The 24,413-nt window shown below is 58.3% G+C and carries 25 protein-coding genes; 6 read left to right on the top strand and 19 right to left on the bottom strand.

Going from position 1 to position 24,413, the window contains the following annotated elements; all coding sequences use genetic code 11:
- Positions 1–34: 34 nt before the first annotated feature.
- Positions 35–493, bottom strand: a complete 459-nt coding sequence (locus LCM21_RS15705) for an Lrp/AsnC family transcriptional regulator (RefSeq protein ID WP_224891452.1) — start codon at positions 491–493, stop codon at positions 35–37.
- 136 nt (positions 494–629) lie between these two features.
- Between LCM21_RS15705 and ald the strand changes: the two genes are divergently transcribed.
- Positions 630–1,748, top strand: coding sequence for an alanine dehydrogenase (gene ald, locus LCM21_RS15700; RefSeq protein WP_224891451.1), 1,119 nt, complete (start codon positions 630–632; stop codon positions 1,746–1,748).
- A gap of 191 nt (positions 1,749–1,939) precedes the next feature.
- Here the strand turns inward: ald and LCM21_RS15695 are convergent, their stop codons facing one another.
- The gene (locus LCM21_RS15695; RefSeq protein ID WP_263619036.1) at positions 1,940–2,752 is read right to left on the bottom strand and encodes a mechanosensitive ion channel family protein; all 813 of its coding nucleotides are present in this window, start codon (positions 2,750–2,752) and stop codon (positions 1,940–1,942) included.
- A gap of 206 nt (positions 2,753–2,958) precedes the next feature.
- Between LCM21_RS15695 and LCM21_RS15690 the strand changes: the two genes are divergently transcribed.
- A complete protein-coding gene (locus tag LCM21_RS15690; RefSeq protein WP_224891449.1) occupies positions 2,959–3,657 on the top strand; it encodes a glutathione S-transferase family protein in 699 nt (232 codons plus the stop codon).
- 61 nt (positions 3,658–3,718) lie between these two features.
- Here the strand turns inward: LCM21_RS15690 and LCM21_RS15685 are convergent, their stop codons facing one another.
- From LCM21_RS15685 to LCM21_RS15640, 10 genes are all read right to left on the bottom strand, one after another.
- A complete protein-coding gene (locus LCM21_RS15685; protein ID WP_224891448.1) occupies positions 3,719–4,168 on the bottom strand; it encodes a YtoQ family protein in 450 nt (149 codons plus the stop codon).
- 65 nt (positions 4,169–4,233) lie between these two features.
- Positions 4,234–6,630, bottom strand: a complete 2,397-nt coding sequence (gene pheT / locus LCM21_RS15680) for a phenylalanine--tRNA ligase subunit beta (protein ID WP_224891447.1) — start codon at positions 6,628–6,630, stop codon at positions 4,234–4,236.
- Positions 6,631–6,701: 71 nt separating this feature from the next.
- On the bottom strand, positions 6,702–7,475 hold the full coding sequence (locus LCM21_RS15675; protein ID WP_224891446.1) for a type 1 glutamine amidotransferase: 774 nt from the start codon (positions 7,473–7,475) through the stop codon (positions 6,702–6,704).
- An 81-nt stretch (positions 7,476–7,556) separates the two neighbouring features.
- Positions 7,557–8,351 carry a CE1 family esterase gene (locus tag LCM21_RS15670; protein WP_224891445.1) on the bottom strand — a complete coding sequence of 265 codons (795 nt, stop codon included), beginning with the start codon at positions 8,349–8,351 and terminating at the stop codon, positions 7,557–7,559.
- Positions 8,352–8,481: 130 nt separating this feature from the next.
- Complete coding sequence (locus LCM21_RS15665) at positions 8,482–9,108, bottom strand: hypothetical protein (RefSeq protein WP_224891444.1); 627 nt, start codon at positions 9,106–9,108, stop codon at positions 8,482–8,484.
- Positions 9,105–10,178 carry a phenylalanine--tRNA ligase subunit alpha gene (gene pheS, locus LCM21_RS15660; RefSeq protein WP_224891443.1) on the bottom strand — a complete coding sequence of 358 codons (1,074 nt, stop codon included), beginning with the start codon at positions 10,176–10,178 and terminating at the stop codon, positions 9,105–9,107. The genes LCM21_RS15665 and pheS overlap by 4 nt, the downstream gene beginning before the upstream one ends.
- Positions 10,179–10,261: 83 nt before the next feature.
- Complete coding sequence (locus tag LCM21_RS15655; RefSeq protein ID WP_224891442.1) at positions 10,262–11,632, bottom strand: glutamate--cysteine ligase; 1,371 nt, start codon at positions 11,630–11,632, stop codon at positions 10,262–10,264.
- Between the two features lie 65 nt (positions 11,633–11,697).
- Positions 11,698–12,225, bottom strand: a complete 528-nt coding sequence (locus LCM21_RS15650) for a hypothetical protein (RefSeq protein ID WP_224891441.1) — start codon at positions 12,223–12,225, stop codon at positions 11,698–11,700.
- Entirely contained in the window at positions 12,222–13,067 is an 846-nt protein-coding gene (locus LCM21_RS15645) for a GNAT family N-acetyltransferase (RefSeq protein ID WP_224891624.1), read from the bottom strand. Before LCM21_RS15645 ends, LCM21_RS15650 begins: the two co-directional genes overlap by 4 nt.
- Positions 13,067–13,792, bottom strand: a complete 726-nt coding sequence (locus LCM21_RS15640; RefSeq protein ID WP_224891440.1) for a 16S rRNA (uracil(1498)-N(3))-methyltransferase — start codon at positions 13,790–13,792, stop codon at positions 13,067–13,069. Before LCM21_RS15640 ends, LCM21_RS15645 begins: the two co-directional genes overlap by 1 nt.
- A gap of 12 nt (positions 13,793–13,804) precedes the next feature.
- On the opposite strand from LCM21_RS15640, the gene ubiA reads away from it, so the two are divergent.
- From ubiA to LCM21_RS15625, 3 genes are all read left to right on the top strand, one after another.
- The gene (gene ubiA / locus LCM21_RS15635) at positions 13,805–14,767 is read left to right on the top strand and encodes a 4-hydroxybenzoate octaprenyltransferase (protein ID WP_224891439.1); all 963 of its coding nucleotides are present in this window, start codon (positions 13,805–13,807) and stop codon (positions 14,765–14,767) included.
- Between the two features lie 64 nt (positions 14,768–14,831).
- Entirely contained in the window at positions 14,832–16,766 is a 1,935-nt protein-coding gene (locus LCM21_RS15630; RefSeq protein WP_224891438.1) for an OmpA family protein, read from the top strand.
- Positions 16,753–17,073: a hypothetical protein gene (locus LCM21_RS15625; protein ID WP_068338348.1), complete on the top strand. Its 321-nt coding sequence runs from the start codon at positions 16,753–16,755 to the stop codon at positions 17,071–17,073. Before LCM21_RS15630 ends, LCM21_RS15625 begins: the two co-directional genes overlap by 14 nt.
- A gap of 3 nt (positions 17,074–17,076) precedes the next feature.
- On the opposite strand, the gene LCM21_RS15620 is transcribed toward LCM21_RS15625, so the two are convergent.
- From LCM21_RS15620 to pgsA, 3 genes are read right to left on the bottom strand one after another with little or no spacing between them, the layout of a single operon-like run.
- Entirely contained in the window at positions 17,077–17,520 is a 444-nt protein-coding gene (locus LCM21_RS15620; protein WP_224891437.1) for a molybdenum cofactor biosynthesis protein MoaE, read from the bottom strand.
- A gap of 1 nt (position 17,521) precedes the next feature.
- Positions 17,522–17,767 (bottom strand): molybdopterin converting factor subunit 1, encoded by a 246-nt coding sequence (moaD, locus tag LCM21_RS15615; RefSeq protein ID WP_224891436.1) that lies wholly within the window; start codon positions 17,765–17,767, stop codon positions 17,522–17,524.
- A gap of 3 nt (positions 17,768–17,770) precedes the next feature.
- Positions 17,771–18,439, bottom strand: a complete 669-nt coding sequence (gene pgsA / locus LCM21_RS15610; protein ID WP_068337949.1) for a CDP-diacylglycerol--glycerol-3-phosphate 3-phosphatidyltransferase — start codon at positions 18,437–18,439, stop codon at positions 17,771–17,773.
- A 181-nt stretch (positions 18,440–18,620) separates the two neighbouring features.
- On the opposite strand from pgsA, the gene LCM21_RS15605 reads away from it, so the two are divergent.
- Positions 18,621–19,505 carry a DMT family transporter gene (locus tag LCM21_RS15605; protein WP_224891435.1) on the top strand — a complete coding sequence of 295 codons (885 nt, stop codon included), beginning with the start codon at positions 18,621–18,623 and terminating at the stop codon, positions 19,503–19,505.
- Here LCM21_RS15605 and uvrC read toward each other — a convergent pair.
- The 4 genes from uvrC to LCM21_RS15585 form a co-directional block, all read right to left on the bottom strand.
- Entirely contained in the window at positions 19,502–21,376 is a 1,875-nt protein-coding gene (gene uvrC, locus LCM21_RS15600; RefSeq protein ID WP_224891434.1) for an excinuclease ABC subunit UvrC, read from the bottom strand. The genes LCM21_RS15605 and uvrC overlap by 4 nt on opposite strands.
- Before the next feature lie 290 nt (positions 21,377–21,666).
- Positions 21,667–22,446, bottom strand: coding sequence for an SDR family oxidoreductase (locus tag LCM21_RS15595; RefSeq protein WP_224891433.1), 780 nt, complete (start codon positions 22,444–22,446; stop codon positions 21,667–21,669).
- A gap of 19 nt (positions 22,447–22,465) precedes the next feature.
- Entirely contained in the window at positions 22,466–23,428 is a 963-nt protein-coding gene (locus tag LCM21_RS15590; RefSeq protein ID WP_224891432.1) for a calcium/sodium antiporter, read from the bottom strand.
- Between the two features lie 168 nt (positions 23,429–23,596).
- The gene (locus LCM21_RS15585) at positions 23,597–24,394 is read right to left on the bottom strand and encodes a S49 family peptidase (RefSeq protein WP_224891431.1); all 798 of its coding nucleotides are present in this window, start codon (positions 24,392–24,394) and stop codon (positions 23,597–23,599) included.
- Positions 24,395–24,413: the final 19 nt, after the last annotated feature.

Here is a 24,413-nt window from a genome sequence, read left to right as displayed (position 1 = left end):
TTATCATCTGGTTTTGCACCGGCGCAGCTTGAACCTACACAGGAAGGGCCGTGGTCTTGAAAACCGTCCGCAAGGCAAACGAGCTTTGCATCTGGGCCACCCCCGGTAGCCGCGACAGGTATTGCCGGTGTATACGTGCAAAATCCTCGGTATTTTCAGCGACAACCTTCAAGATATAGTCAGCTGTTCCCGCCATAAGATGGCATTCAAGCACATCTGGTATTCGGGCGACTGCCTTTTCGAACGCGTCCAAAAGTTCCTCAGCCTGCCCTTGTAGCGTAATCTCGACAAATACCGTTGTCGGGACGTTCATCTTACGTGCATCCAACAGCGCGACGTAGTTCCGGATGTAGCCGTCAGCCTCCAGCCTTTGAACCCGCCGATGGCACGCTGAGGGCGACAAGTTTACCTGCTCGGACAGTTCGGCATTCGACATACGACCATCCCGCTGAAGTGCCGCGAGAATCTTTTTATCTGTCGCATCCAGGATCATTGACGCAATTCCTTTGCTAGTTTCCTTTAGACTAGCGGAGATTTTCCTGAAAAAAAGCCTGCAAGCGGGCAAAGTTTCACAGAAATTGCGCCCGAAATTGCCGAGTATCCGGCCAAATCGTGAAGGGAGGAGCGCAATGAAAATCGGTTGCCCCAAGGAAATCAAACCCCAGGAATTCCGCGTTGGAATGACTCCGAACGCCGCGCAAGAGGCCGTTGCGCGCGGCCACGAGGTTCTGATCGAGACGAATGCCGGGATCGGTGCTGGATTTGACAATGACGCCTATGTCGCCGCCGGTGCGCGAATTGTCGACACCGCTGAAGAAGTGTTTGCCACTGCGGACATGATCGTAAAGGTCAAGGAACCACAAGCCGTTGAGCGCAAGATGCTCCGCGAAGGTCAGCTTTTGTTCACCTATCTGCACCTGGCACCAGACCCGGATCAGACGCATGATCTGCTGGAGTCGGGCTGCACGGCCATCGCCTATGAAACTGTGACGGATGCAAGCGGCGGTCTGCCCCTGCTTGCACCAATGTCCGAGGTCGCAGGTCGGCTGGCCCCTCAGGTCGGATCGTGGACTCTGCAAAAAACCAATGGCGGTCGCGGCGTTCTGATGGGCGGAGTGCCCGGTGTCGGCCCGGCAAAAGTGGTTGTGATCGGGGGTGGCGTGGTTGGCACGCATGCGGCGAAAATTGCCGCAGGAATGGGTGCCGATGTTACGGTGCTTGACCGTTCGCTGCCACGCCTGCGCTATCTTGACGATGTGTTCGGGCGTCAATTCAAAAACCGGTATTCGACCGCTGGTGCGACGTCCGAATTGATCGAGGATGCCGACATGGTCATCGGTGCGGTTCTGATCCCCGGAGCAGCCGCCCCCAAACTGATCAGCCGCGCGCAATTGTCGACAATGAAACCCGGCGCGGTACTGGTGGATGTTGCAATCGACCAAGGGGGATGTTTTGAGACGTCGAAAGCCACAACGCATGCGGACCCGATCTATAACGTGGACGGCATCATGCACTACTGCGTGGCCAACATGCCGGGCGCGGTTGCGCGCACCTCGACCATCGCACTGGGGAACGCGACGATGCCATTCATGCTGGCGCTGGCTGACAAAGGGTGGAAACAGGCTTGTCAGGACGACGCGCATTTGCTGGCCGGTCTCAACGTGCATGCTGGGCAGCTGACGTATTACGCTGTCGGTAAGGCTTTGGGGATCGACGTCGTCTCGCCCAACGTGATTATCAAGTCCTGAGGCTCTCCCGCCTCTGAAAGCGCCCTTTGACAAGGGCGTTTACAGCGTTGGGCAAAGCGCCGCACCTGCGGCACGGCGCGGTTGGCCCTTGATACAACCGTCCCGCAAACGATATGGCGCCGCGCGGCCAGCGCGGCGCCGAGCCCAACCGGAGGAGGGCATTTCAATGCCCGCTCGAAGGGCGGGAGCCTTTACGCTTCTTTGTGGATTTCCACAGAATGAGGGTACGGGATTGAAACGCCCTTGGCATCAAACGCCTCTTTCACCGCTTTTGTGACTTCAAACTTCACGTCCCAGTAATCCGCCGCGGCGCACCACAGTCGGGCGGTCAAGTCGACCGAGCTATCGCCAAGGTTGGTAACACGTACCCATGGTTCGGGATCATCGTGAATACGCTGATCCGCTTTGGCAATGTCCAGAATGATCTTCATCGCCTCATCCGCGCTGTCACCGTAATCAATGCCGAACACCAGATCGACACGTCGTGTATCGTGTGCCGAGTAGTTGGTGATGACCGAGCCCCAGCTTTGCCCGTTCGGCACGATGATCTGCACATTATCCGGTGTCACCAGTTCAGTGGTGAACAGGTTCAAGTCTTTGACCGTTCCGGCCGTGCCGCCGATGTCCACATATTGACCCAGTTTGTAGGGACGGAACACCACCAGCATCACACCGGCTGCCAGATCGCTCAACGTGCCCTGCAATGCCAGTCCGATTGCCAGCGATGCGGCACCCAGAATGGCGACGATACTGGTCGCTTGGATACCAAAAATTCCCAGAACAGCGACCAGAACCATCGCAAGGATAGCCCATTTGACCAAGCTGGCCATGAAATTGCCCAGCGTTGGGTCGATCTGTGGGGTCGCATTGATCCGGCGACGCACCATGCCTCCAATCGCACCAGCCGCGATCCAACCCAGGATCAGAACGATCAGAGCCTTTACCGCATTCATGATCAGCGGGGCAAAGGCACCCACCTGTGTTACGACCTCATCCACGCGCATCTCCTTTCAGCAACAAGAAACCCGCGTCGTTCACGCGGGAGTCACCGAATTGTGAGGCAAATTATCCCTTTGGTCTAGGGTCCTCTTGACCCTGTTTTCCCCGCTGTCCGACAAAACCATGCGATGATCGTCCTGCTGGCATTCAGGCCTTACAACTTGGCCCGCGACCCCCTACGTAACGATGATCGCCAGACAGGAGCGCCGCAATGCTGGACAACACATCACATCCGATCATGAACCGCTGGCCCGCACAATTTCCAGATCGCATTCAGCTTTATTCATTTCCGACACCGAACGGTGTCAAAGTTTCGATTATGCTGGAAGAAACCGGCCTGCCGTATGAGGCGCACAAGGTCACCCTGTCTGACTCGGATGTCAAAAGTACCGAGTTCCTGTCGCTAAACCCGAACAACAAGATTCCCGCGATCATCGACCCCAACGGCCCGGATGGTGAACCATTGGGTTTGTTCGAAAGCGGTGCGATCCTTTTGTATCTGGCAGAAAAAACGGGCAAGTTCATTGGCCGGAATACGGGTGACAAGCACCGCATCACCCAATGGCTAATGTTCCAGATGAGTGGTGTTGGGCCGATGTTTGGACAGTTGGGTTATTTCCACAAATTCGCCGGCAGAGAAATCGAAGACCCCCGCCCTCGCGAACGCTACGTCAACGAAGCCAAGCGGTTGTTAAACGTTTTGAACCAACAACTCGATGGGCAGGACTGGATCGCCGGGGAGTATTCAATTGCTGACATCGCGATTGCACCCTGGCTGCGCGGGTTGGAGTATTACGGCACCAAAGAGGTCGTAGGCTGGGACAGCTACGCCAACGTGGTGGCCTATCTTGACCGGTTTTTGCAGCGGCCGGCCGTACAGAAGGGGTTGAAAACACCTGCGCGGGACTGATCAACAGTTCGCCCGCTGAAAAAGGGCTTGCGGCCGCGTCGGTTCGCAAGCCCTTTTGATTTTAGCCGGGCAGCTTGCCGGTCAGGACGTAACGCAGCACCTCAACCACTTGGCCCGGCTCCTCGGCCACGGCCAGGGCTGCTGCATCAACCTCTTTCAACGCATGCTGGTGATCGGGGCTGTGCAGCACGATCAGGGATTTACCCAGCGCCGCGGCATAGCCTGCGTCAAAGGCCGCGTTCCACTGTTTGTATTTCTCACCAAACCGGACAACGACCACATCGGCATCCGCGATGCCTTTGCGGGTACGGATCGCGTTAACCATCGCGCCCTTGTGGTCGTGCCAGTACTTGTTTGGCTCGGCCCCCAGAATGGCTACACCGCAATCATCGCTGGCGGCATGATCGGTGACAGGGCTGTTAAAGGTGATATCCAGCCCCTGTGCGCCTTCGATGATCTGTTCGCGCCAATCAGTGTGAATCTCGCCAGAGAGGTAAACGTTTAGGCCCATGACTATACTCCGCTTTTGTTCCCCACCCTACCTATGAGCCAGAGAAGGGAAACCAATTGAAAAAGTCAGCTGCGTAAAACGCCGCCGGTTGCCTTGACGACCTTGGCGATGATCTTCTCAGCCACCGCTTCGATGTCTTTTTCCTTCAGCGTCGCATCCGTCGGCTGCAGGCGCACGGTGATGGCGAGGGATTTCTTGCCCTCACCCAAGCTGCCGCCGATGAACTCGTCGAAAACACGGACATCCTCGATCAGTGCCTTGTCAGCACCGGCGGCGGCGTTCACCAGTGTCAGCGCCTCGACGCTTTCATCAACGACAAAGGCAAAGTCACGCTCGACCGCTTGCAGATCGCGCAGTTCCAACGCAGCGCGGGTGGCACCGGACTTGCGGGGTAGCGGCACCTCATCAGGCCAGATTGTAAACGCCATCGCCGGGCCTTTGATATCCATCGCCTGCAGTATGCGCGGGTGCAGTTCACCAAAGACGCCCAGCACCTTTTTTGGACCCAGGCAAATCTTGCCGTGACGACCCGGATGCCACCAAGCATCGCCGTCCCGCAGAACCTGAACCTTGGCTGGCGCACCGATGGCGGCCAGAACAGCCTCGGCATCTGCCTTGGCATCGAACACGTCGACCGGTCGCGCAGCACCGTGGACGTCCTTAGGGCCGCTGCGACCGACCAACAGACCGGTGATCTGGGTTTGCTGGTCGCCGGGCTCACCGTCGTGGAAAACGGGGCCAACCTCGAACAGCGCAACGTCGGCATAACCGCGCGCCTGATTGCGGGCAGCCGCCTGCAGCAGGCCGGGCAAAAGATCGGGGCGCATATGGCTCATTTCCGACGAGATCGGGTTTTCCAGCTGCGTCGCTTCATCGCCCCCGCCGAACAACGCGGCAGACGCCTGATCAATGAAAGTGTACGACACACATTCATTGTAGCCCAACGCCGCGCAGGTGCGCCGTGCCATGGACTGGCGGCGCTGCGTCGGCGTCATCACCGGCTTGGGGATGCCATCGGTCACACGCGGCAACGGCTTGCCTTGCAGTTTGGTCAACGAAGCGATCCGCGCGACCTCTTCCACCAGATCGGCCTCACCGTTTACATCAGGGCGCCAACTGGGCACGTGCGCCATTTCACCTTCCAGACGGAAACCCAGTCGGGTCAGGGTCTGACGCTGTTCGCTTTCGGGAATGTCCATGCCGACCAGCGACTGCACCCGCTCCGCGTTCAGCTTGAAAGCACGTGAATGATTTGGTGCTTTGCCAGCCTCGACCACCTTGGAAACCTCACCGCCGCAGATATCGAGGATCATCTGAGTGGCTTGTTCCAGCCCTTCCAGCGTGTATTCCGGATCTACCCCGCGTTCAAAGCGATAGCGGGCGTCAGAATTGATCTTAAGCGCGCGGCCCGTCAGGGCAATCTGCACGTGATCCCAGAACGCGCTTTCCAAAAACACATTAACCGTTTCCTCGGTGCAACCGGTTTCTTGCCCGCCCATGATGCCCGCGATCGACTCCGGACCGTTGTCGTCGGAAATAAGCATCATACCGGGCTGCAGAGTGTATTCCTTTTCATCCAGCGCCACCAGTTTCTCGCCACCCTTGGCACGGTGGACGCGCAGATTGCCCTGTACCTTGTCGGCATCGAACACGTGCAGAGGCCGGTTGTGGTCAAAGGTCATGTAGTTGGTGATATCCACCAATGCCGAGATCGGACGAAGGCCAATTGCCCTCAACTGGTCCTGCAACCATTGCGGGCTGGGGCCGTTTCTGACGCCCTTGATCAAACGCCCGGTGAAATGCGGGCAACCATCCAGTGTGTCGTCGTCGATTGAGACCTTGATCGGGCTTTCGAAATCACCCGGCACCGGTGCATAGTCGCGCTGCTTCAACGTACCAATGCCGCGCGCGGCCAGATCACGGGCAATCCCTTGCACGCCCAGCGCATCCGGGCGGTTGGGGGTGATTGCAATCTCAATCACCGGATCAACTTTTGAGGGCTCATTCTCGGCCAGCCAATCGACGAACTTGTCACCGACCTCACCCGAGGGCAGCTCGATAATGCCGTCATGCTCGTCCGATAGCTCAAGCTCGCGTTCCGAGGCCATCATGCCAAAGCTTTCGACGCCGCGGATCTTGCCAACGCCAATGGTCAGGTCGAGGCCGGGGATATACATGCCCGGCTTGCAGACGACGACGGTGATGCCTTCACGCGCATTAGGGGCGCCACAGATGATCTGCAATTCCCCTTCGTCCGTGTCCACCTTGCAGACGCGTAGCTTGTCGGCGTCGGGGTGTTTCTCGGCATGTTTCACATAGCCCAGCGTAAAGCCCGCCAGACGATCCGCCGGGTTCACGATCTCTTCGACCTCAAGCCCGAGATCAGTCAACGCCTCGGCGATCTCATCAACCGAGGCATCAGTGTCGAGGTGGTCTTTCAGCCAGGAAAGGGTGAATTTCATCAGTCGCTATCCGCCAGAATTTTCGGGTCGGATCGCGTGTAACGGATATTCCCCGCGGGTGGAAGGGCCGCTTAACCGCCAGTGACGAATTGCAGCCAGTTCGCCAGTTCGCGGCTGCGCGCGGGCAACACTATGTCATCGGGGTGTGTTCCCAGCCGCGCCGCCGCCGCTTCGTTCGAGTCTGCGGCCCCCAGATCCTCTGCCAGACCGATATGATCTGAAAAAATACCGCGATCGCGCACGTATATGCCGATATCGCGGGAGCTCAGCTCCGGGTGGTACTGAGTACCCCAGAACCTGACACCCGCACGCTCATATGCCACCGACTGCACCGGAGAATGGTCATTCCCCGCCAAAAGCACTGCTCCATCCGGCAGCAGCTGAACCTCGTCGCGGTGAATGCACGGTGCACCAAAGCCGGGTACCCGGCCCGCCATCATCGGATGCTCGGAACCCGCCTTGGTCAAAGATATGTCCAGCGCCATTCCAACTTCCATCCCGGCGGGCGAGGCCCCGACCGCCCCACCAAGTACATGCATTGCCAGTTGCAGCCCGTTGCAAGAGCCCCAAATGGGACGGCCCGAGGCAAGTACGATCTCCATGGCCGCGCGTTGTGGCGCACCCTCTGCCGCGTCAACGGGCCAGCTGACGCCCGATCCGGTAAAGATCACACCGTCCACATCCCGCAGGTCGTCATTGCCGACCGGTTTCGCATAGGGGTTGGCGATGCGGACGCGCGTATCGGGTGACAAGGCGGCAAGCGTTCCGATGAAACCATTCGCGCCGGCATGGCCAGCTGCGACCATATCAGGTGTGTTGCCTTCGATGATGAGAATTGTCGCCATGGATACCCCGTTTTCCACCGGGTAGTCCGGACAAAGATCGCAGGCAAACCTGTTCACGACACATCCGTGTCGGAATTCGGATCAAGGGTATGTCGGGGTGCGGCCCAAAAGCTCATCCAGTTGCCGCCCGATCCAACCATGCGGGATGAAATGCCCGCCCGGATGGGTGTCGAGCGTGACCTGCCCTTGCGCGCAATCGGTCCATTCCACGCGGGTCAGCGTCAGGATCGGCACCACGCTCCAATCTCCGCGCGGGGTAGCATCGTGGCAGTCGTATTTCGCGCGCCACAGAGCAACCGGATAGGTCGTGTCGCCATCTGCGCCATAGGGAAAATCCATCACCGTATCTTTCAGGCCGTGAACATGGCGCACCTCACGCGGGGCCTCGGGGCAATGCTCGGTCTGACGGATGCTGCCTGCAACGGCCAACAGCGCCGCTGTGTCATTGCCCGACTGGCAGGCATACCGCCACGCCATCGCCCCGCCGTAAGAATAGCCCGAGACATAGATGCGCTGGGGGTCAATCGGATAGCGCTTTGCAACATCGTCCAGCACGTCGTCGGCAAACCCCACATCGCTGGTGTCCGAGGTCCAGAAATCCCATGTTTTGCGCAGCCCGTTCGGGGCCACCAACAGCACGCCGCGCAGCTTCGTGGCCCCTGCGATCCGTTCGTGGTTCACCACCACGGTTCCCTGCCGCGCCCAGCCGTGGAAATGCATCAGCACCGGAAGGGGTGTTTTCCCATCCCATCCGTCCGGCTCCAGCACATGGTACGAGCGGTCGCCGACCTGACAGGCGGTATCGCCGTGACAGGATTCGATAGCGGTGGCTTGGGTGGCGGTCAGCAGGAAGAGGCAGAGCAGTCGGTAGATCATCTGTCGAACCCTAGCGAGCCTTCACCCAGTGTCACGTCACAACCCCGTGCGAGCCTGAAACAAGCCGCGCCTCTAGACAGAGAAAACCGACTTAAATCGATCCGCTTAAATCGATCCGCTAAGACTGGCCTTAATCTGTCCCCGTGTGCCTAACGTGGGGCAGTAACTTTGTTTCAATAATACTGAGTGATTCCAAGAGTTCATTAGTTATCGACCCCGGGGAATTGTCAAAACCATCCCAAATCACTTCTTCGTGCTTTTCTATTTTCTCTAAGTCCTTTTCAGACAATTCTCTCCCAAAGTGAGTACTGTCTCTCATCGATTGCCTGATCTTCGCCCTTAGAGCTACCCAAAGTCTGTTGCGTGCATCAAAAATAACGTCGATTGCTTCTCTAACCTCGGCGTCTCCCACCAAGGCTTTTTGCCTGACCCCGAGTCGTCTCAAATCTGAAAAATCATCATCAAGTTCGGCTAACTCTTTAAGTCTCCTACGAAAATCATAAGATTCGTCATCTTCTTCGCCTTGCGGTGCCCCATAACCAATCGGACTTCGAAGCGACTGAAACCTGCCTATCAATTCCGACGCATGTGAAATTAACTCTTCGCCGAGTTCTGCTCTTTTGATGGATAGTTTTTCGTTCTTCCAAGAGTGCAACTGGCGGTAAGCAACCCAAACGCCGGCACCCACGGAAACGGCAATTGCTGCTTGGCTTAAAGCAGCAATTCCTTCGAAGATGCTGCTTGGCGTTATTGTCACCGAGACAAACCACCATGCAGGTTCGGCATATCCAGCGCTGCAAAGCCGTAGTGCCTCAGCCAGCGCAGGTCGGAATCAAAGAACGCCCGCAGGTCGGGAATGCCGTATTTCAGCATCGCCAGACGGTCGATACCGATGCCAAAGGCAAAGCCTTGGTAGACCTCGGGGTCGATGCCTCCGGCGGCGATCACTTTGGGGTGGACCATGCCTGAACCCAGAATCTCCATCCAGTCGTCGCCCTCGCCGATCTTTAGCTGACCGTTATCCCAGGAACAGCGGATATCAACCTCGGCCGAAGGTTCGGTGAAAGGGAAGTGCGAGGCGCGGAAGCGCAGTTCGACGTCGTCGACCTCGAAGAAGGCCTTCACGAACTCTTCCAGAACCCATTTCAGGTTCGCCATCGAGATGTCCTTGTCGATGGCCAGCCCTTCGACCTGATGGAACATCGGCGTGTGCGTCTGGTCATAATCGGCGCGGTACACACCGCCCGGGCAGATCACGCGGATCGGCGCGCCTTGCAGCTCCATCGAACGGATCTGCACAGGCGATGTATGGGTCCGCAGAACATGCGGCGGGCGGTTGTCGCCCTCGGCGCGGTGCATGTAGAATGTATCCATCTCGGCCCGCGCGGGGTGGTGGCCGGGGATGTTCAGAGCGTCAAAGTTGTGCCAGTCGGTTTCGATCCGCGGCCCCTCGGCGACAGAGAATCCAAGTTCGGCAAAGATTGCGGTCAGTTCCTCGGTCGCCTGGCTGACCGGGTGGATCGAGCCCTGACGACGCGCACGGGTCGGCAGGGTGACATCCAGCCATTCGGTACGCAGACGCTCATCCAGCGCGGCATCGGCAAGCGCTGCTTTTTTGGCGGAAAGCGCCGAGTTGATCTCATCCTTCAGGGCGTTCAGTGCCGGGCCTGCGACTTGCCGTTCCTCGGGCGTCATCTTGCCCAGCTCGCGCATCTTCAGCGCGACCTCACCCTTTTTGCCAACGGCGGCGACGCGGATCGCCTCAAGCGTGTTTTCGTCGCCAGCCTCGGCGATCTGCCCCAGATATTTTGCCTTTAGATCGTCCATGACGCTTTCCGAAACCGGCCCCTGAATTTGGTCCAGAACCTGCTATCGGCCCCGCCCCGCGAATGCAAGCGGGACGGTGCGGATCAATAGCTGTATTCGGGATAAATCCGGGTCAGGTCGCCGTTCCAGTCGCCATTGTAGTGATCCAGCAACTCATCCGCCGGAACCTTGCCGGTTTCGATACTGTCTTTGAGCGCGCTGAGGAAATGAGCCTCATCCGGCACCAGACTACCTGCACCGGGGAAGGCGCGGGATTTCAGGCCCGCCTCGGAGATCGCAAGAACCTCACGCGCCAGATCATGCATGTTGATGCCGCCGACCTGCGCCTGCAACCCGTCCTTGGCGGCAGCAACACGCAGTGCCTCGCGCGTTTCCGCATCCCAGCCTTTGACCAGATCCCAAGCCGCATCCAGCGCGCCCTGATCATAGGTCAGACCAACCCAGAAGGCGGGCAGCGCGCAAAGACGCCGCCACGGACCGCCGTCGGCGCCGCGCATCTCCATGAACTTTTTGATCCGCGCCTCGGGGAAAGCGGTGGTCAGATGGTCGGCCCAATCGGACAGGGTTGGCGTTTCACCCGGCAGCGCCGGCAGTTTGCCTTGCAGGAAGTCACGGAAGGACATGCCCAGCGCATCAATATACTGCCCATCGCGGTAGACAAAATACATCGGTACATCCAGCGCGTATTGCACGTAACGCTCGAACCCGAACCCATCTTCGAACACGAAGGGCAGCATGCCGGTGCGGGCATCATCCAGATGCCGCCATATATAGCTGCGCCAGCTTTTCTGGCCGTTCACCTTACCTTCGAAAAACGGCGAGTTGGCAAACAGCGCCGTTGCCACCGGCTGCAAGGCCAGCGCGACGCGCAGTTTTTGCACCATGTCGGCCTCGGACCCGAAATCGATATTGACCTGAACGGTGCAAGTCCGGCGCATCATGGCGCGGCCCATGGTTCCGACCTTCGCCATATAGTCATTCATCAGACGATAGCGTCCTTTGGGCATCAGCGGCATCTCGTCATGGGTCCAGATCGGTGCCGCGCCCAGACCGATGAAGCCCACACCGATCTCATCGGCGATATCCTTGACCTCGCGCAGATGGGTGTTCACCTCGTCGCAGGTCTCGTGGATCGTTTCCAACGGAGCACCTGAAAGCTCTAGCGCGCCGCCGGGTTCAAGGCTGACATTAGCCCCGTCTTTTTCCAGACCGATCAGCTTGTCGCCTTCGCGCACCTCGCTCCAACCGTGACGATCCCGCAAACCTTCCAGCACCGCAACGATCGACCGCGTACCTTCGAATGGCAGCGGCTTCAGTGTGTCTTTGCAATAACCGAACTTTTCATGTTCGGTCCCGATGCGCCAATCCTGTTTGGGCTTGCAGCCCGATTCCAGATATTCGGCCAGTTGTTCATGGCGTTCGATCGGTCCGCCGCCGGACTGGGGGATGGACATGAATTGCGCTCCGATCCTGATGTGTCTGTTTAGTTGGTCAGTCGTGGGGGCAAACCGCGCGAGTGTCAATGCAGGCGGAGATGAGTCGGACGGGATGGCGTGCGTTCCCAGATCACCACCGGATGTGCCCCACCACTGTTCAATTCGGTCAACATTTGTTCAGTTTTCAACCCCGGCAGGGCCGAGAAGACATCGAACAACGCCTCGGCCCCTTCGGCATTCACAGGAATGTGAAGCGCGGGCTGACCGGGTTGTTCCAGCACCCAATGGGCCGGAGACGAGGTTGGGTCCAGTGCCAAGCGCTCAATTTCCCGCGTGGCGACCATACCACCCTCCAACGGACCCAGATAGGTGATCTGACCTTCGTCGATCGCCACCACACCGGGGCCGCCAACACCCGTCCGGAAGCGGGCGCGCTGTATACCGATGATGGCGAGCGCCCCGGCCGCAACAACCAGCACCCAGCCCAGCCAGCCCAACAACCCGCCCGGCCCATTGATCCAGCTCAGGCCAACCAGCAGGACAAACCCGGCCACCAGCACTTCACGCCAGCGCCACAGGGTCAGTTTGGCTTCGGGTCGGATGAAACTCATGCCGTATCCTTTGGGTTTGTGAACAGAAGCAGCGAGAATTGACCCGCAGGTTGAAATCCGATTGCGATATAGGCCCGAGCGGCGGATTCGGAAGCTGCAAACAGAACCGCGCGCGTCGCACCGGCGGTGCGTGCTTCGAGCAGATGCAACGCGACAGCCAGTTTAGCGTAACCGTTTCCGCGCAGGTCAGGCGGTGTATAAACGCCTCCGATCTGGACGGTTTCAGGCAGGCGGGCGTTGAAGCCGGTCATGGCTACCGGTTGCCCGTCAATCACCAAGGCACGGTGCGAGTCACGTTCCGCATAAACCGCAATATCCTGCCTTGCCTGCGTCTTCGCCCTTTCTGGAGGGAACCCTGAAACCTCTATCAAGTAACTTTCGCGCCACGCGTCAAAGATCTTCAGATTGAACTTACCCAATGGCAAAAGCGTCGCGCCATTGGCATCAGGCAGGACCAGCTTGTCCAGATCGAGTGAAAACCCGGGCTCATCGCTGTTTAACGTCGCGGGGCGATTTTCCCAGCCCGCAAGCCGCATGATCCTGCGCGCTTGTGATGCCTCAGCAGCGACTCCGAACAGTGAGTGACTACGGATCAACTGAATTGCGGCGGCGAGTTGATCATCGGAACAGTCGGGGCATTGCGGCATCACCATGCCTTCATTCGTGATGCAAAACACGGCGTTTGGCTCGTTCCCCAGAACCCAGGCCTTGATACCGCGTGGATGTGACGCGGAAAGACCGTAATCCCGTAGATTGGCCAAAGGAAACATGGAGGTTTGGATATGCTGCGAAAGGAACGCCTCGATCCTTGGCACATCCTGTTTCTGGGCAAGGCGCCACATCACGACCAATCCCCCAAAGCCTGTTGCCAAAGTGTCAGCGCCGCCACTGCAGCCGTGTCTGCCCGCAGAATTCGCGGCCCAAGACTGACCACATGCGCAAAGGGCAAACCGGTCAGCCGCGCGCGTTCACGGTCAGAGAACCCGCCCTCGGGTCCGATCAGGATGGCCCAGGGCTGGTTCTTTTCACTTGCGGCCAAACGAAGCGCCGAACCAACCTCGGCCTCGTCGCAGAACATCAGTTGACGACCATCAGGCCATGTGTCCAAAACATGGCTGAGCCGCTGCAGATCAGTGACCTCGGGCACAAACGTTCCGCCGCATTGTTCTGCGGCCTCAACTGCATGAGCCTGCAAGCGATCCTGACGGATACGTTCGGAATTGGTGAACTCCGTCTGTACCGGCATGATCCGCGCCGCGCCCATTTCCGCCGCTTTTTCAACGATGAAATCCGTACGCGCCTTTTTGATCGGCGCGAACAGAAGCCACAGATCGGGCGGCATTTGCAGCGGTTTGGTCTGTTCCAAACAGGCCAGAACACCGCCCCGCTTGCCTGCCTCGGCCACCTCGGCCAGCCATTCTCCGTCCTGCCCGTTGAACAGGGCCACTTGACCGCCGACAGACAGACGCATGACGCCAAACAGGTAGTGGGCCTGCTCACGCGTCAAATCAACGGATTGCCCCTGACCCAGAGGGTGCTCTACATACAGTCTGATCTTTGCACTCATGAGACGCTACATATGCAAGGCAACGCCCCAACACCAGACGGTCAGGTCGCTGATGCGGTATCCGGCAACTGGGTGGACACCTACGCACCGGTTTTCACTCGCCCCTACCTGCGCCTGAGCCGCGCAGACCGGCCCATCGGCACGTGGCTATTGTTGATCCCCTGCTGGTGGGGTCTGGCGCTGGCGATCCTCAGCGACGGCAATCCCCGGTGGGAGGATCTGTGGATCGCCATCGGCTGCGCGATCGGGGCCTTCTTGATGCGCGGTGCCGGATGTACATGGAACGACATCACCGACCGCGATTTTGACGGACAGGTCGAACGCACAAGGTCGCGCCCAATCCCGTCAGGTCAGGTCAGCGTAAGGCAAGCCGTGATCTGGATGGGCCTGCAATGCCTGCTGGCGCTGGGGATTCTGCTGACCTTCAATCAAGCCGCCATCGCCATGGGGGTGCTGTCACTCCTGCCGGTGACGATCTATCCGTTTGCGAAACGGTTCACATGGTGGCCGCAGGTGTTTCTGGGGCTGGCCTTCAACTGGGGTATTCTGCTGGCCTGGGCGGCACATACGGGTTCGGTCGGTGTTCCGGCGATCACGCTGTACCTGGCTGGGATCGCGTGGACGCTGTTCTATGACACGATCTACGCCCATCAGGACGCCGAGGATGACGAACTGATCGGTATCAAGTCCACCGCCCGGCTGTTTGGCACCGACACCGCGCGCTGGCTGAAGTACTTTCTTGTGGCCACTGTTTTCCTCATGGCACTTGCAATTATTGACGGGGCGCTGGCGCAGGTTTCCGTTTTGTCCCTTGTCGTGGCACTGGCCGGTCCGTGGGCGATGGGCTGGCATATGGCATGGCAACTTCGCGGACTGGACATAGAGGACAACGCGAAACTGCTGCAATTGTTCCGCGCCAATCGCGATACCGGCCTTATTCCGCTGATCTTCATCTGCGTCGCGCTTGTGCTCTGATTGCACCTCGGCGCGGGCCTCTGTAAGAGTTCGCACAATCGCTTGAGGAGTCGATAAACCGAACATGCGCCTACCCTACGCCCTTGCCGCTGCTATCATCTTTCTTTTGTCTGCGGGCCTGTGTCTGTTGGCCGCCAGCTTTGCAGTGACCAAGGTCGAGGAAACGTCGGAATTTGCTGTTCGCCGCGCGCTGGACCTTCAGGGGCATGACTGGGCCGAGGTATATTCAGACGGTTTGCGCGTTGTTCTAACGGGCACTGCCAGCACTGAGGCCGTACGCTTTAACGCGCTTACGGCCGCAGGCACCGAGGTCGACACCTCGCGCGTGATCGACGAGATGGAAGTCACGCCAACAACCGAACTGGCTGCACCCGGATTCTCGGCCGAGATTCTCCGCAACGACAGCGGCATTTCCGTCATCGGCCTCATCCCGGCCAGCGAGGACCGCGATGCACTGGTGAAACGGCTGAGCGACCTGGGTAATGGCGGCCCGGTTTCGGACCTTATGGAAACCGCTGACTATCCCAAGCCCAAGGGCTGGGACGACGCAATCGGATTTGCTGTTGAGGCACTGGCCCGCCTGCCGCGGGCAAAGATCTCGGCCAGCCCCGGTCTGGTCAAGATCACGGCTATTGCCGACAGCCAGCAGGAAAAAGAACAACTGGAACAAGGCCTGATGCGTGCGGCCCCGCCCAGCCTTCGGATCGGTTTATCAATCTCGGCACCGCGTCCTGTTATCACACCCTTTACCCTGCGCTTTCTTATCGACGAAAACGGTGGCCAATTCGACGCCTGTTCCGCCCAGGACACAAAGGCGCGCGATACCATTATTGCCGCAGCGCAAGAGGCCGGTCTGAATTCCATCTACACCTGCACCATCGGGCTGGGCGAACCCTCACCGCGTTGGCCCGAGGCCGCCGTACTCAGCATTCGCGCTTTGGCCGAATTGGGCCAAGGGTCGGTAACCATGTCTGATGCAGACATTACGCTGGTTGCCGCAGAAGGCACCGATGCCGGAACCTTTGACCGGGTGGTGGGTGAGCTTGAGAACGCCTTGCCTCCGGTCTTTGCCTTGCACGCGATCTTGCCACCGCCCGAGACCGAAGAAGAGGCCGGCCCGCCAGAGTTCACAGCAACACGCAGCCCCGAAGGCCTGGTCCAGATGCGTGGCCGGCTGAGCGATGCATCTCAGCGTGACATGGTGGACAGCTATGCCCGCGCCGCGTTTGGGTCAGAACACGTCTACACCGCAACCCGCATCGCGCCCGAGGATCTGCCGATGACGTGGCCCGTTCGCGTTCTGACCGGGCTTGAAGCGCTTGCTTATCTGCACAACGGTGCGCTGACGGTCACACCCGATAATCTTGTTCTGAATGGTGTCAGTAACAGCCCGGACACAAAGGCGCAGATCGCTGGGTTTTTGTCCGAAAAACTGGGCGACGCACAAGAGTTCTCGTTGTCCATTACCTATCAGGAACCGCCCGCCGTACCCGAAGACACACTGCCCGATCCCGAAGCTTGCGAAGACCGCATCGTCGAGGTTCAGGCAGAAACCAAGATTGCTTTTGAACCCGGTTCGGCCACCGTCGCCGCAGACTCGCGCGATACAGTAAACCGGATTGCCGATATCTTGCGCGAATGTGGCCCGATCCGGCTTGAGATTCAGGGTCATACCGACAGTCAGGGTCGCGAAGAAATGAACCAGCAGCTCAGCCAGGCGCGCGCCCAGTCCATTCTGAACGAACTGCGCGGACGTCGGATACCAACGGCCAGCTATACCGCCGTGGGCTATGGGGAGACTCAGCCCATTGCCGAAAACGACACCGAAGAGGGTCGCGAACAGAACCGCCGTATCGAGTTCCGTTTGGTCCGGCCTGAACCGGTTGAAAACCCGGAAACAGGGCTGGACGCGATTGAGGCGGAGTCAATCGAGGCAGAGCAGACGGAAAACACCGCCGCAGACGCGGATGCAGGGGACCAGCAAAGTGAACAGAACTGAATTCATTATCGCCACCGCCATCATCCTGTTCGCGGCTTTTTGCATGGGCTGGTTTGCCAACTGGCTGGCGCATCGCCTATCTCGTGTACGTCAGAGCGATGTGGCCGATCTGGACCGCATGAGCCAGGAACTGCACGAGGCCGAGGAGACCCGCGATCAGGCGATAACATATCTGCAACAGCGTGAAGCGGAACTGACCAACCAGCTTACGCAGGCCGAGGCTGAACTGGCTGCGGCCATGGACGGTCTGCGCGCGGCACGGCAAGAGGCCGAAGAGCTGCGAGGTCGGATAAACAACGCCGACTGATCACTACCAGCGGGCTAGCGCGTCTTCATCCTCGTCCTTGGCGGCAACCCAGTCAGCGCTGCCCGAGGTAATTTCCTTTTTCCAGAACGGCGCGCGGGATTTCAGGTAGTCCATCAGGTATTCCGCCGCCTCGAACGCATCCTTACGATGCGGCGCGGCCGTGGCGACCATCATAATCCGGTCCCCGGGGGCAAGCCGCCCGTAACGGTGGATCACCAGCACATCACCCAAAGACCAGCGGACCTGCGCATCTTCTGCGATTTTGGTCAGCGCCCGTTCCGTCATCCCGGGATAATGTTCGATCTCCATCACATCCAGATTGCCGGATGCCAGATCACGCACAACACCGGTAAAGGTTACAATTGCCCCGTTGCCGTTGTCGCCTGCGGCAAACGCGTTGGCCTCGGCACCCAGATCGAATTCCTGTTCCTGTACGACGATGCGCATTTCAACCGCCGGTCATCGGTGGGAAAAATGCAACCTCGCGAACGCCGGACAATGAGGCGTCAAAATCCGATAATTCCTGATCCAGCGCGACCCGCAATGCAGACAGATCAGCGAAAGCTGCCGCATATCGGTCCTCGCGCGCGCTGAGTTCGGCAACCAGATCGGATACCGTCGCGGCCTTGGTCTCGATCCGCTCTTTCGGCAGGCCGATCCGTTCGCGCACCCAGGCGAAATACAGCACGTCCATCAGTCAGCTCTCCTTCAGATGGGGCAAAGCTTTACGTAGGTAGTCATAGCCGGTGATCAATGTCAGCGCCGCAGCGATCCACAGCAGCCACAGCCCGATGCGGCCCGACCAGAACATCCCTTCCAGATGCCAACGCAGGTGGTTCACGTCGTCGACCTGCCCAGACAAAACTTCGTCTATCAACTCTGGGGTCATACCGAAAGAACCCATCACGAAGTAATGTTCAAAGATCCCTTGTGAAAACAGTACGGCGATCGCCACCATTTGCGCAGTTGTTTTCCACTTGGCCAGTTTCGTGACTTTGAGTGTACCCGCCACATCACCCAGATATTCGCGCAGCCCAGAAACAAAGACTTCGCGGAACAGGATCACGGTCGCGGGCAGGACCAGCCATGGTGTCCAGCTTTCGGTCGAATAGCCGACAAGGATCATCAGCGCGATCACCACCATCGCCTTGTCGGCAATCGGATCCATCATGGCACCGATCTTGGTTTCCTGTTGCCAGGCCCGCGCAAGATAGCCGTCGAACCAGTCGGTGATAGCCGCCGACAGAAACAGGACCAAAGCAAACCAATCTGCATAAGGACGCGTGAAATACAGAAACATTACGGCCAGACCGGGCGCTGCAAGCAAGCGTAGCACGGTCAGGATATTGGGCAGGTTCCACTTCATGGTTTGGACATTACAGTGCCGAGTGCAGACATAAAAGACAGCACCGGAAAAAACTAACCCAATCACAGGCAGTTGCGATGCTGCTGGTCAAACGGTCGCAAGCCAGTTTTTCCGCCAGATACCCCTTGGCACGCGGTTGCATTGCGGTCAGGTTGGCGCCCGATTCCAAAGCGGCGAAAACATGATATCCCACATAAAAACCGATCCCCGATCCAATCTGATCGGCAGCGCCTTCATGATTTCAGCGATGGCGCTTTTTGCGCTTGAGGATGCGCTGATCAAAGGGGCTTCTGCCACACTGCCGATCTGGCAAATACTGGTGCTGTTCGGCGCGGGTGGCTCAGCGGTTTTTGCGACTGCTGCGCTGCTGCGCGGAGCGCGGCTTTTCCACATCGATGTGTTGTCGCGCCCGATGAAGGTACGGGTTCTGTTCGAAATACTTGGGCGGCTGTTCTTTGTACTTGCGATTGCGCTGACCCCGCTTTCTGTCGCCACCGTGATCCTGCAAGCGACCCCGTTGTTCGTGGTTGCGGGTGCCGCGCTGTTCTTTGGTGAAACAGTTGGCTGGCGACGCTGGAGCGCGATTCTGACCGGCCTGATCGGCGTCGTGGTGATCATCCAGCCGACTGGTGAGGGGTTCTCGGCGCTCTCAATCCTTGCCGTGCTTGGCATGCTGGGCTTTGCCGGGCGTGACCTGGCCAGCCGTGCCGCCCCGGCAACGCTGGGGACCGAGGTGCTGGGCTTTTTCGGCTTTCTTTGCATCGTGGTTGCAGGGCTGGTCTTCAGACTTTGGGAGGGCACGCCAATTGCGGCACTTGACCTGCAAACTGGCCTGTATGTCGGCGGCGCGATTGTGATCGGCAGCCTGGCCTACGCACTGCTGATGAAGGCGATGCGGACCGGAGAGGTTTCATCCGTCGCCCCGTTCCGCTATTCGCGCCTGCTTTTCGGCGTCGCATTGGGCGTGGTCGCCTTTGGCGAGCGTCTTGACGGGACCATGTGGATAGGCACCGCGCTAATCGTCGCCTCGGGGCTTTACATCCTTTGGCGCGGACGGCAGGTCTAACCTTTTTCGTGAAAGAAGTCGTGAACTTTCTGCGCCAACCCGGCTGAGATGCCGTCTACTGCCTTAAGATCGGCCAGATTGGCCCGGCTGACGGCCTTGGCGCTGCCGAAATGCGCCAGCAAAGCGCGTTTTCGCGCCGCGCCGACACCGGGAATGTCATCCAGCGGAGTTGCACCCACAGCCTTGGCCCGTTTTGCGCGATGGGTGCCGATGGCAAACCTGTGCGCCTCATCCCGCAGGCGCTGGATGAAGTACAAAACCGGATCATTGCGTTTCAGCGCAAAGGGGCGTTGGCCGATGCGATGGAACTCTTCCTTGCCATGGTCCCGATCAATACCCTTGGCGACGCCGACCATCGGTATGTCTTCGACCCCATGCGTTTGCATGATCTCGTGCACAGCACTTACCTGCCCGGCCCCGCCGTCGATCAACAGAAGATCGGGCCACATCCCTTTATCGCGATCGGGGTCCTCTTTTTGCAGGCGGGTAAAGCGGCGGGTCAGAACCTCTTTCATCATCCCGAAGTCATCGCCGGGGGTCAGATCATCCCCACGGATGTTGAACTTGCGATAAGCGTTTTTCATGAACCCCTCTGGCCCCGCAACGATCATGCCGCCGACCGCATTGGTGCCCTGAATATGAGAGTTGTCATAGACCTCAATCCGCGTTGGTGGCGCGTCCAGATCGAACGCCTCGGCCACACCGCGCAGCAACTTGGCCTGCGTGGCACTTTCTGACATCCGCCGGGCCAGAGACTCGCGTGCATTACGCAGGGCACCGGCAACGAGTTCCTGTTTCTCACCGCGCTGCGGAACCAGGATTTCAACCTTGCGACCCGCCTTCTCAGAAAGGGCCTCTTGCATGAGATCGGCGTTCTCGATCGCGTCTGACAGGATCAATTGACGCGGCGGTTCCTTGTTGTCGTAGAACTGCCCAATAAACGCCTCCATCACCTCGGCGGCTGACACATCGGCGCCAACCCGGGGATAGAAATCCTTATTACCCCAGTTCTGGTTCGCACGAATAAAGAACACCTGAACGCAGGCCTGCCCACTGTCCATATACAGGCCAATCACGTCCGCTTCTGCCACACCGCGCGGGTTGATCCCCTGCGAGGTCTGCACCTGCGTCAGCGCCCGGATTCGATCCCGCAGACCAGCGGCGCGTTCGAATTCCATTGCCTCAGAGGCCGCCATCATCTGTTCGGCCAAATCCTCTTGCACCTTGGTCGAGCGGCCCGAAAGGAAACGCTCGGCATCCTTGACGCTTTCGCGGTAATCCTCCTGCGAGATCAAATCGACACAAGGCCCGGAACACCGCTTGATCTGATACAGCAAGCAAGGTCGAGTCCGGCTGTCGAACATGGAGTCCGAGCAGTTGCGCAGCAGGAACGCCTTTTGCAGTTGGTTGAGAGTTCGGTTTACCGCGCCCGCACTGGCGAAGGGGCCAAAATACGCACCCTTCTCTTTCTTCGCGCCCCGATGTTTCTTGATCTGTGGGTATGCGTGATCTTTGGCGACCAGGATATTCGGAAAGCTCTTATCGTCGCGCAGGAGCACATTGTATTTTGGCTTGAGTTGCTTGATCAGGTTTTGCTCAAGCAGCAGCGCTTCGGTCTCGGTCCGGGTTGTCAGGAACATCATCGAGGCAGTCGATGCAATCATCCGCTCGATCCGCCCGGAATGGCCGGGGCGCGCATAGTTCGATACGCGCGCTTTCAGGTTCCGTGCCTTGCCCACATACAAAACCCGGCTGTCGGCATCCAGCATCCGGTAAACGCCGGGCGAGCTGTCCAGCGTTTTCACATAACGCTGGATGCAGGCATAGCCGGAGGGCTGAATTTCGGGTGTCGAGTCGTTCTGGATTGTCATGGGCCTGAGATATGATTCTCTGACTATGGCTGCAATCTTAGGCGGTGCAGTTCAAGAGAAAACAAATCCACGGTTTCTGTGGATAAGTATGAAGATAAGTTTCCGAGCGCTGCGAAATTCCCTTGTTTCATTAAGGATTGCTGAAATTGCCTAAAAAATAGGCGGATACATAAGATATTGTTTTCAAAAGAAACTTTTTCATACACAGGGCAAGTACATGAAAAAAAAGACATTTTTGTAACAATCTGGTAACGGAAACGCGAGCGGTGCAAAACTTGCGGCGGAATTACCTATTCAACACCCAAAACATCCGGTGTTTGCCAGCCCAAATGCTGTCCACCGTCCACGCAAAGAAGCTGTCCGGTGACCGCGTGCGCATCGAGAAAATAGCCCAGCGCAGCCGTAATATCCGACAGGTTCGCGCCACGTTCGAGGACGGTGTTGGCGCGCTGCGTCTTAAAGTGGTCCTCGGTCTGACGGTGGCCCTGCATGGTCGGACCCGGCCCAATGGCGTTTACCCGGATCGCAGGTGTCAACGCCTGAGCGGCCGTGCGCGTCAAGGCCCACAGACCCATTTTCGCAATGGTGTAGGACATGAACTCGGGCGTCAGTTTGCGCACCCGCATATCAACCATGTTGACGATCAGCCCGGTGGCAACGGGTTCGCCCGCCTCATCAGTGTCGGGTTTCAAACCCTGTTCAGCCATGGCCTGTGTCAGCACGAAAGGCGCTCGCAGATTACTTTCCAGATGCCGATCCCAGCTTTCACGCGTGGCGGTGTGGATATTGTCATACTCAAAGATAGATGCGTTATTGATCAGGCAGGTAATCGGGCCACCCAACGCCTCGGCCGCGCGGGACAGCAGGGTGCTGACCTGTGCCTCATCCAGCAGATCGGCCTGCAAAGCGATTGCACTATGACCCAAGGATTGAATTTCGGCGACAGTTTCCTGTGCGGCTTGCTCCGAAGTGGCAAAATGCACGGCGATGTCATAGCCGCGCTGCGCCAGGTATAACGCCATTGCTCTGCCAAGACGTTTTCCCGCACCGGTTACTAAAGCTCGGGTCATGTAGGCCCTTTCCGTCCAATCACACTAGCAGAGAGATCACATAGGCCGCGTACAAAAGTGTCAACAAGACGCCCCAGATGCGGGTGATATCCTGTTTGAAAAAGACAAACGGGATCAGCAGCAAAGATGCACCAAGCATGACCCACAGATCAAAGCGAAGAAATTCCGCATCCACCGGAATAGGGCCAACAAATGTTGCAATCCCGACGATGGCCAGAAGGTTGAACATATTTGACCCGATGACGTTGCCTAAGGCCACATCCGCCTGCCGTCGTAGCGCTGCCATCACCGTTGTCGCCAGTTCGGGCAAAGAGGTTCCTACCGCAACCAATGTCAGGCCAATAACTGTTTCACTGACGCCGTAGGTCCGGGCAATCAGGGTCGCGTTTTCAACAAGAAGATGCGCACCCATCGGCAGGCCGATGAGGCCAAGAACTAGGTAGATCGACACTTTCCAGTACGGCATGCTGGGGTCAGCTTCTTCCAGGCCTTCAAGGTCGTCGGAATTAGGAAAGGTCTGACCACAGGATTTTCGATGGTTATTGGCCTCGCGGAAAGCAATCCACAATATGATACCAAGGGCGGCCAGCAGTATGGCCCCGCTCAGCAATGTGAACACACCAAAAAAGGCCAGCCCGATGAACATGGCCGAAGCCAGCAGCATGAATACGTAGTTCTTTCGGCTGTCGCATTCGCTGGTATGCAATGTTGCCAGCAACGCCGGTACACCCAGAACCAAAAGGATATTGGCGGTATTCGACCCGACAACATTGCCCAGCGCAATTCCGGGCGCGTTTTCCTTGATCGCACTGATGGCAATCAACAATTCAGGCGCCGAAGTACCAAACGCCACAATCGTCAAACTAACGATCAGCGCGGGCACCCCCAGGCGCAGGCTCAGGTTCACGGCGCCGCGAACCAAGGCATCCCCCGCCAGCAGCAGGATCAACAAACCAAGGCCGGATAACAGCCATGCCGTCATGTACGGCCTCCTTTTTCGCAGGCGCAGGGGCCTTTACCGATCCTGAACCGTCCGCAGCGCGGACATCTTGCAGATTGCAGCCGCTTCTGCCCCGGAAAACGCAGCTTTCCGAACATCGCCAGGACGCCCATGGCGATCAGGAATAGGGTGACAATCTTGACGATCACGTTACAGACCAAACCGCGCGTAGGCGGCACGCTCTTCCAGCCCAGCGATGGCATCCTGCGCCAGCGACGCACCGAACCGGGTCCATAATGGCTTGCGCAGTCCATACCGGCGGAATTTAACCTTGTCGCCAAAGCGTTCCTGCATTTTCGGCTTCAGATGGGCAATACCATCGATCAGGCCCAACTCCTGCGCTCGACGCGCCAGCCAGATCTCACCTGTAAAAAGGTCCTGACTGTGATCCAGCTTGGACCCGCGCCGATTTTTGACATGGGCGATGAAGTTTTCATGGATATCGGCCAGCAGCCCTTCAAGACGCGCGACATCCTCTTTCTTTTCTGGTGAGAACGGGTCGAGCATGGATTTCGACTGCCCAGCGGTATGCACACGCCGTTCAATCCCTTGCCGTTTCAACAGGATATGCGCGCCGAAACCCGATGAAATGACCCCAATCGAACCCAGAACCGAGCTGTCATCAGCATAAATCTCATCTGCAGCGGCGGCCAGCCAATAGCCCCCCGATGCCGCCACATCCTCGACAAACGCGATGACGGGAACGTCAAGCTCATCCGACAATCGCCGGATACGCGACCCGATCAAAGAGCTTTGCACGGGCGACCCACCGGGCGAGTTAATTTCAAGCGCGACGGCGGCTGTCTTACCCTTGCGAAAGGCTTTCTCAAGCACAGGGGCCAGCGTGGTGTCGGACATTGACCCACGTCCGGCCATCCCGATAGCGCCAGAAAGGCGCACAACGGCCACGACAGGGTGTTTCTTTATGAAGGGCAGGCTGAGTTTCATGGGTGCCGATGTAGAGTGC

Source organism: Ruegeria profundi, from assembly GCF_020171505.1.
GTDB lineage: Bacteria > Pseudomonadota > Alphaproteobacteria > Rhodobacterales > Rhodobacteraceae > Ruegeria > Ruegeria profundi.
Note: the sequence above shows the minus strand (reverse complement) of the source record. Positions and strands in the feature narration are given on the sequence as shown.

Coding starts and splice junctions, on each gene's coding strand:
- pheS (WP_224891443.1), bottom strand. CDS start 10,178: ATGGACGATCTAAAGGCAAAATATCTGGGGCAGATCGCCGAGGCTGGC.
- uvrC (WP_224891434.1), bottom strand. CDS start 21,376: ATGACAATCCAGAACGACTCGACACCCGAAATTCAGCCCTCCGGCTAT.
- LCM21_RS15705 (WP_224891452.1), bottom strand. CDS start 493: ATGATCCTGGATGCGACAGATAAAAAGATTCTCGCGGCACTTCAGCGG.
- LCM21_RS15630 (WP_224891438.1), top strand. CDS start 14,832: ATGCGCCTACCCTACGCCCTTGCCGCTGCTATCATCTTTCTTTTGTCT.
- ald (WP_224891451.1), top strand. CDS start 630: ATGAAAATCGGTTGCCCCAAGGAAATCAAACCCCAGGAATTCCGCGTT.
- LCM21_RS15640 (WP_224891440.1), bottom strand. CDS start 13,792: ATGAGTGCAAAGATCAGACTGTATGTAGAGCACCCTCTGGGTCAGGGG.
- LCM21_RS15670 (WP_224891445.1), bottom strand. CDS start 8,351: ATGATCTACCGACTGCTCTGCCTCTTCCTGCTGACCGCCACCCAAGCC.
- LCM21_RS15685 (WP_224891448.1), bottom strand. CDS start 4,168: ATGGGCCTAAACGTTTACCTCTCTGGCGAGATTCACACTGATTGGCGC.
- LCM21_RS15595 (WP_224891433.1), bottom strand. CDS start 22,446: ATGACCCGAGCTTTAGTAACCGGTGCGGGAAAACGTCTTGGCAGAGCA.
- pheT (WP_224891447.1), bottom strand. CDS start 6,630: ATGAAATTCACCCTTTCCTGGCTGAAAGACCACCTCGACACTGATGCC.
- LCM21_RS15655 (WP_224891442.1), bottom strand. CDS start 11,632: ATGTCCATCCCCCAGTCCGGCGGCGGACCGATCGAACGCCATGAACAA.
- pgsA (WP_068337949.1), bottom strand. CDS start 18,439: ATGAAGTGGAACCTGCCCAATATCCTGACCGTGCTACGCTTGCTTGCA.
- LCM21_RS15675 (WP_224891446.1), bottom strand. CDS start 7,475: ATGGCGACAATTCTCATCATCGAAGGCAACACACCTGATATGGTCGCA.
- LCM21_RS15620 (WP_224891437.1), bottom strand. CDS start 17,520: ATGCGCATCGTCGTACAGGAACAGGAATTCGATCTGGGTGCCGAGGCC.
- ubiA (WP_224891439.1), top strand. CDS start 13,805: ATGCAAGGCAACGCCCCAACACCAGACGGTCAGGTCGCTGATGCGGTA.
- LCM21_RS15695 (WP_263619036.1), bottom strand. CDS start 2,752: ATGCGCGTGGATGAGGTCGTAACACAGGTGGGTGCCTTTGCCCCGCTG.
- LCM21_RS15590 (WP_224891432.1), bottom strand. CDS start 23,428: ATGACGGCATGGCTGTTATCCGGCCTTGGTTTGTTGATCCTGCTGCTG.
- LCM21_RS15650 (WP_224891441.1), bottom strand. CDS start 12,225: ATGAGTTTCATCCGACCCGAAGCCAAACTGACCCTGTGGCGCTGGCGT.
- LCM21_RS15690 (WP_224891449.1), top strand. CDS start 2,959: ATGCTGGACAACACATCACATCCGATCATGAACCGCTGGCCCGCACAA.
- LCM21_RS15585 (WP_224891431.1), bottom strand. CDS start 24,394: ATGAAACTCAGCCTGCCCTTCATAAAGAAACACCCTGTCGTGGCCGTT.
- LCM21_RS15645 (WP_224891624.1), bottom strand. CDS start 13,067: ATGTGGCGCCTTGCCCAGAAACAGGATGTGCCAAGGATCGAGGCGTTC.
- LCM21_RS15605 (WP_224891435.1), top strand. CDS start 18,621: ATGATATCCCACATAAAAACCGATCCCCGATCCAATCTGATCGGCAGC.
- moaD (WP_224891436.1), bottom strand. CDS start 17,767: ATGGACGTGCTGTATTTCGCCTGGGTGCGCGAACGGATCGGCCTGCCG.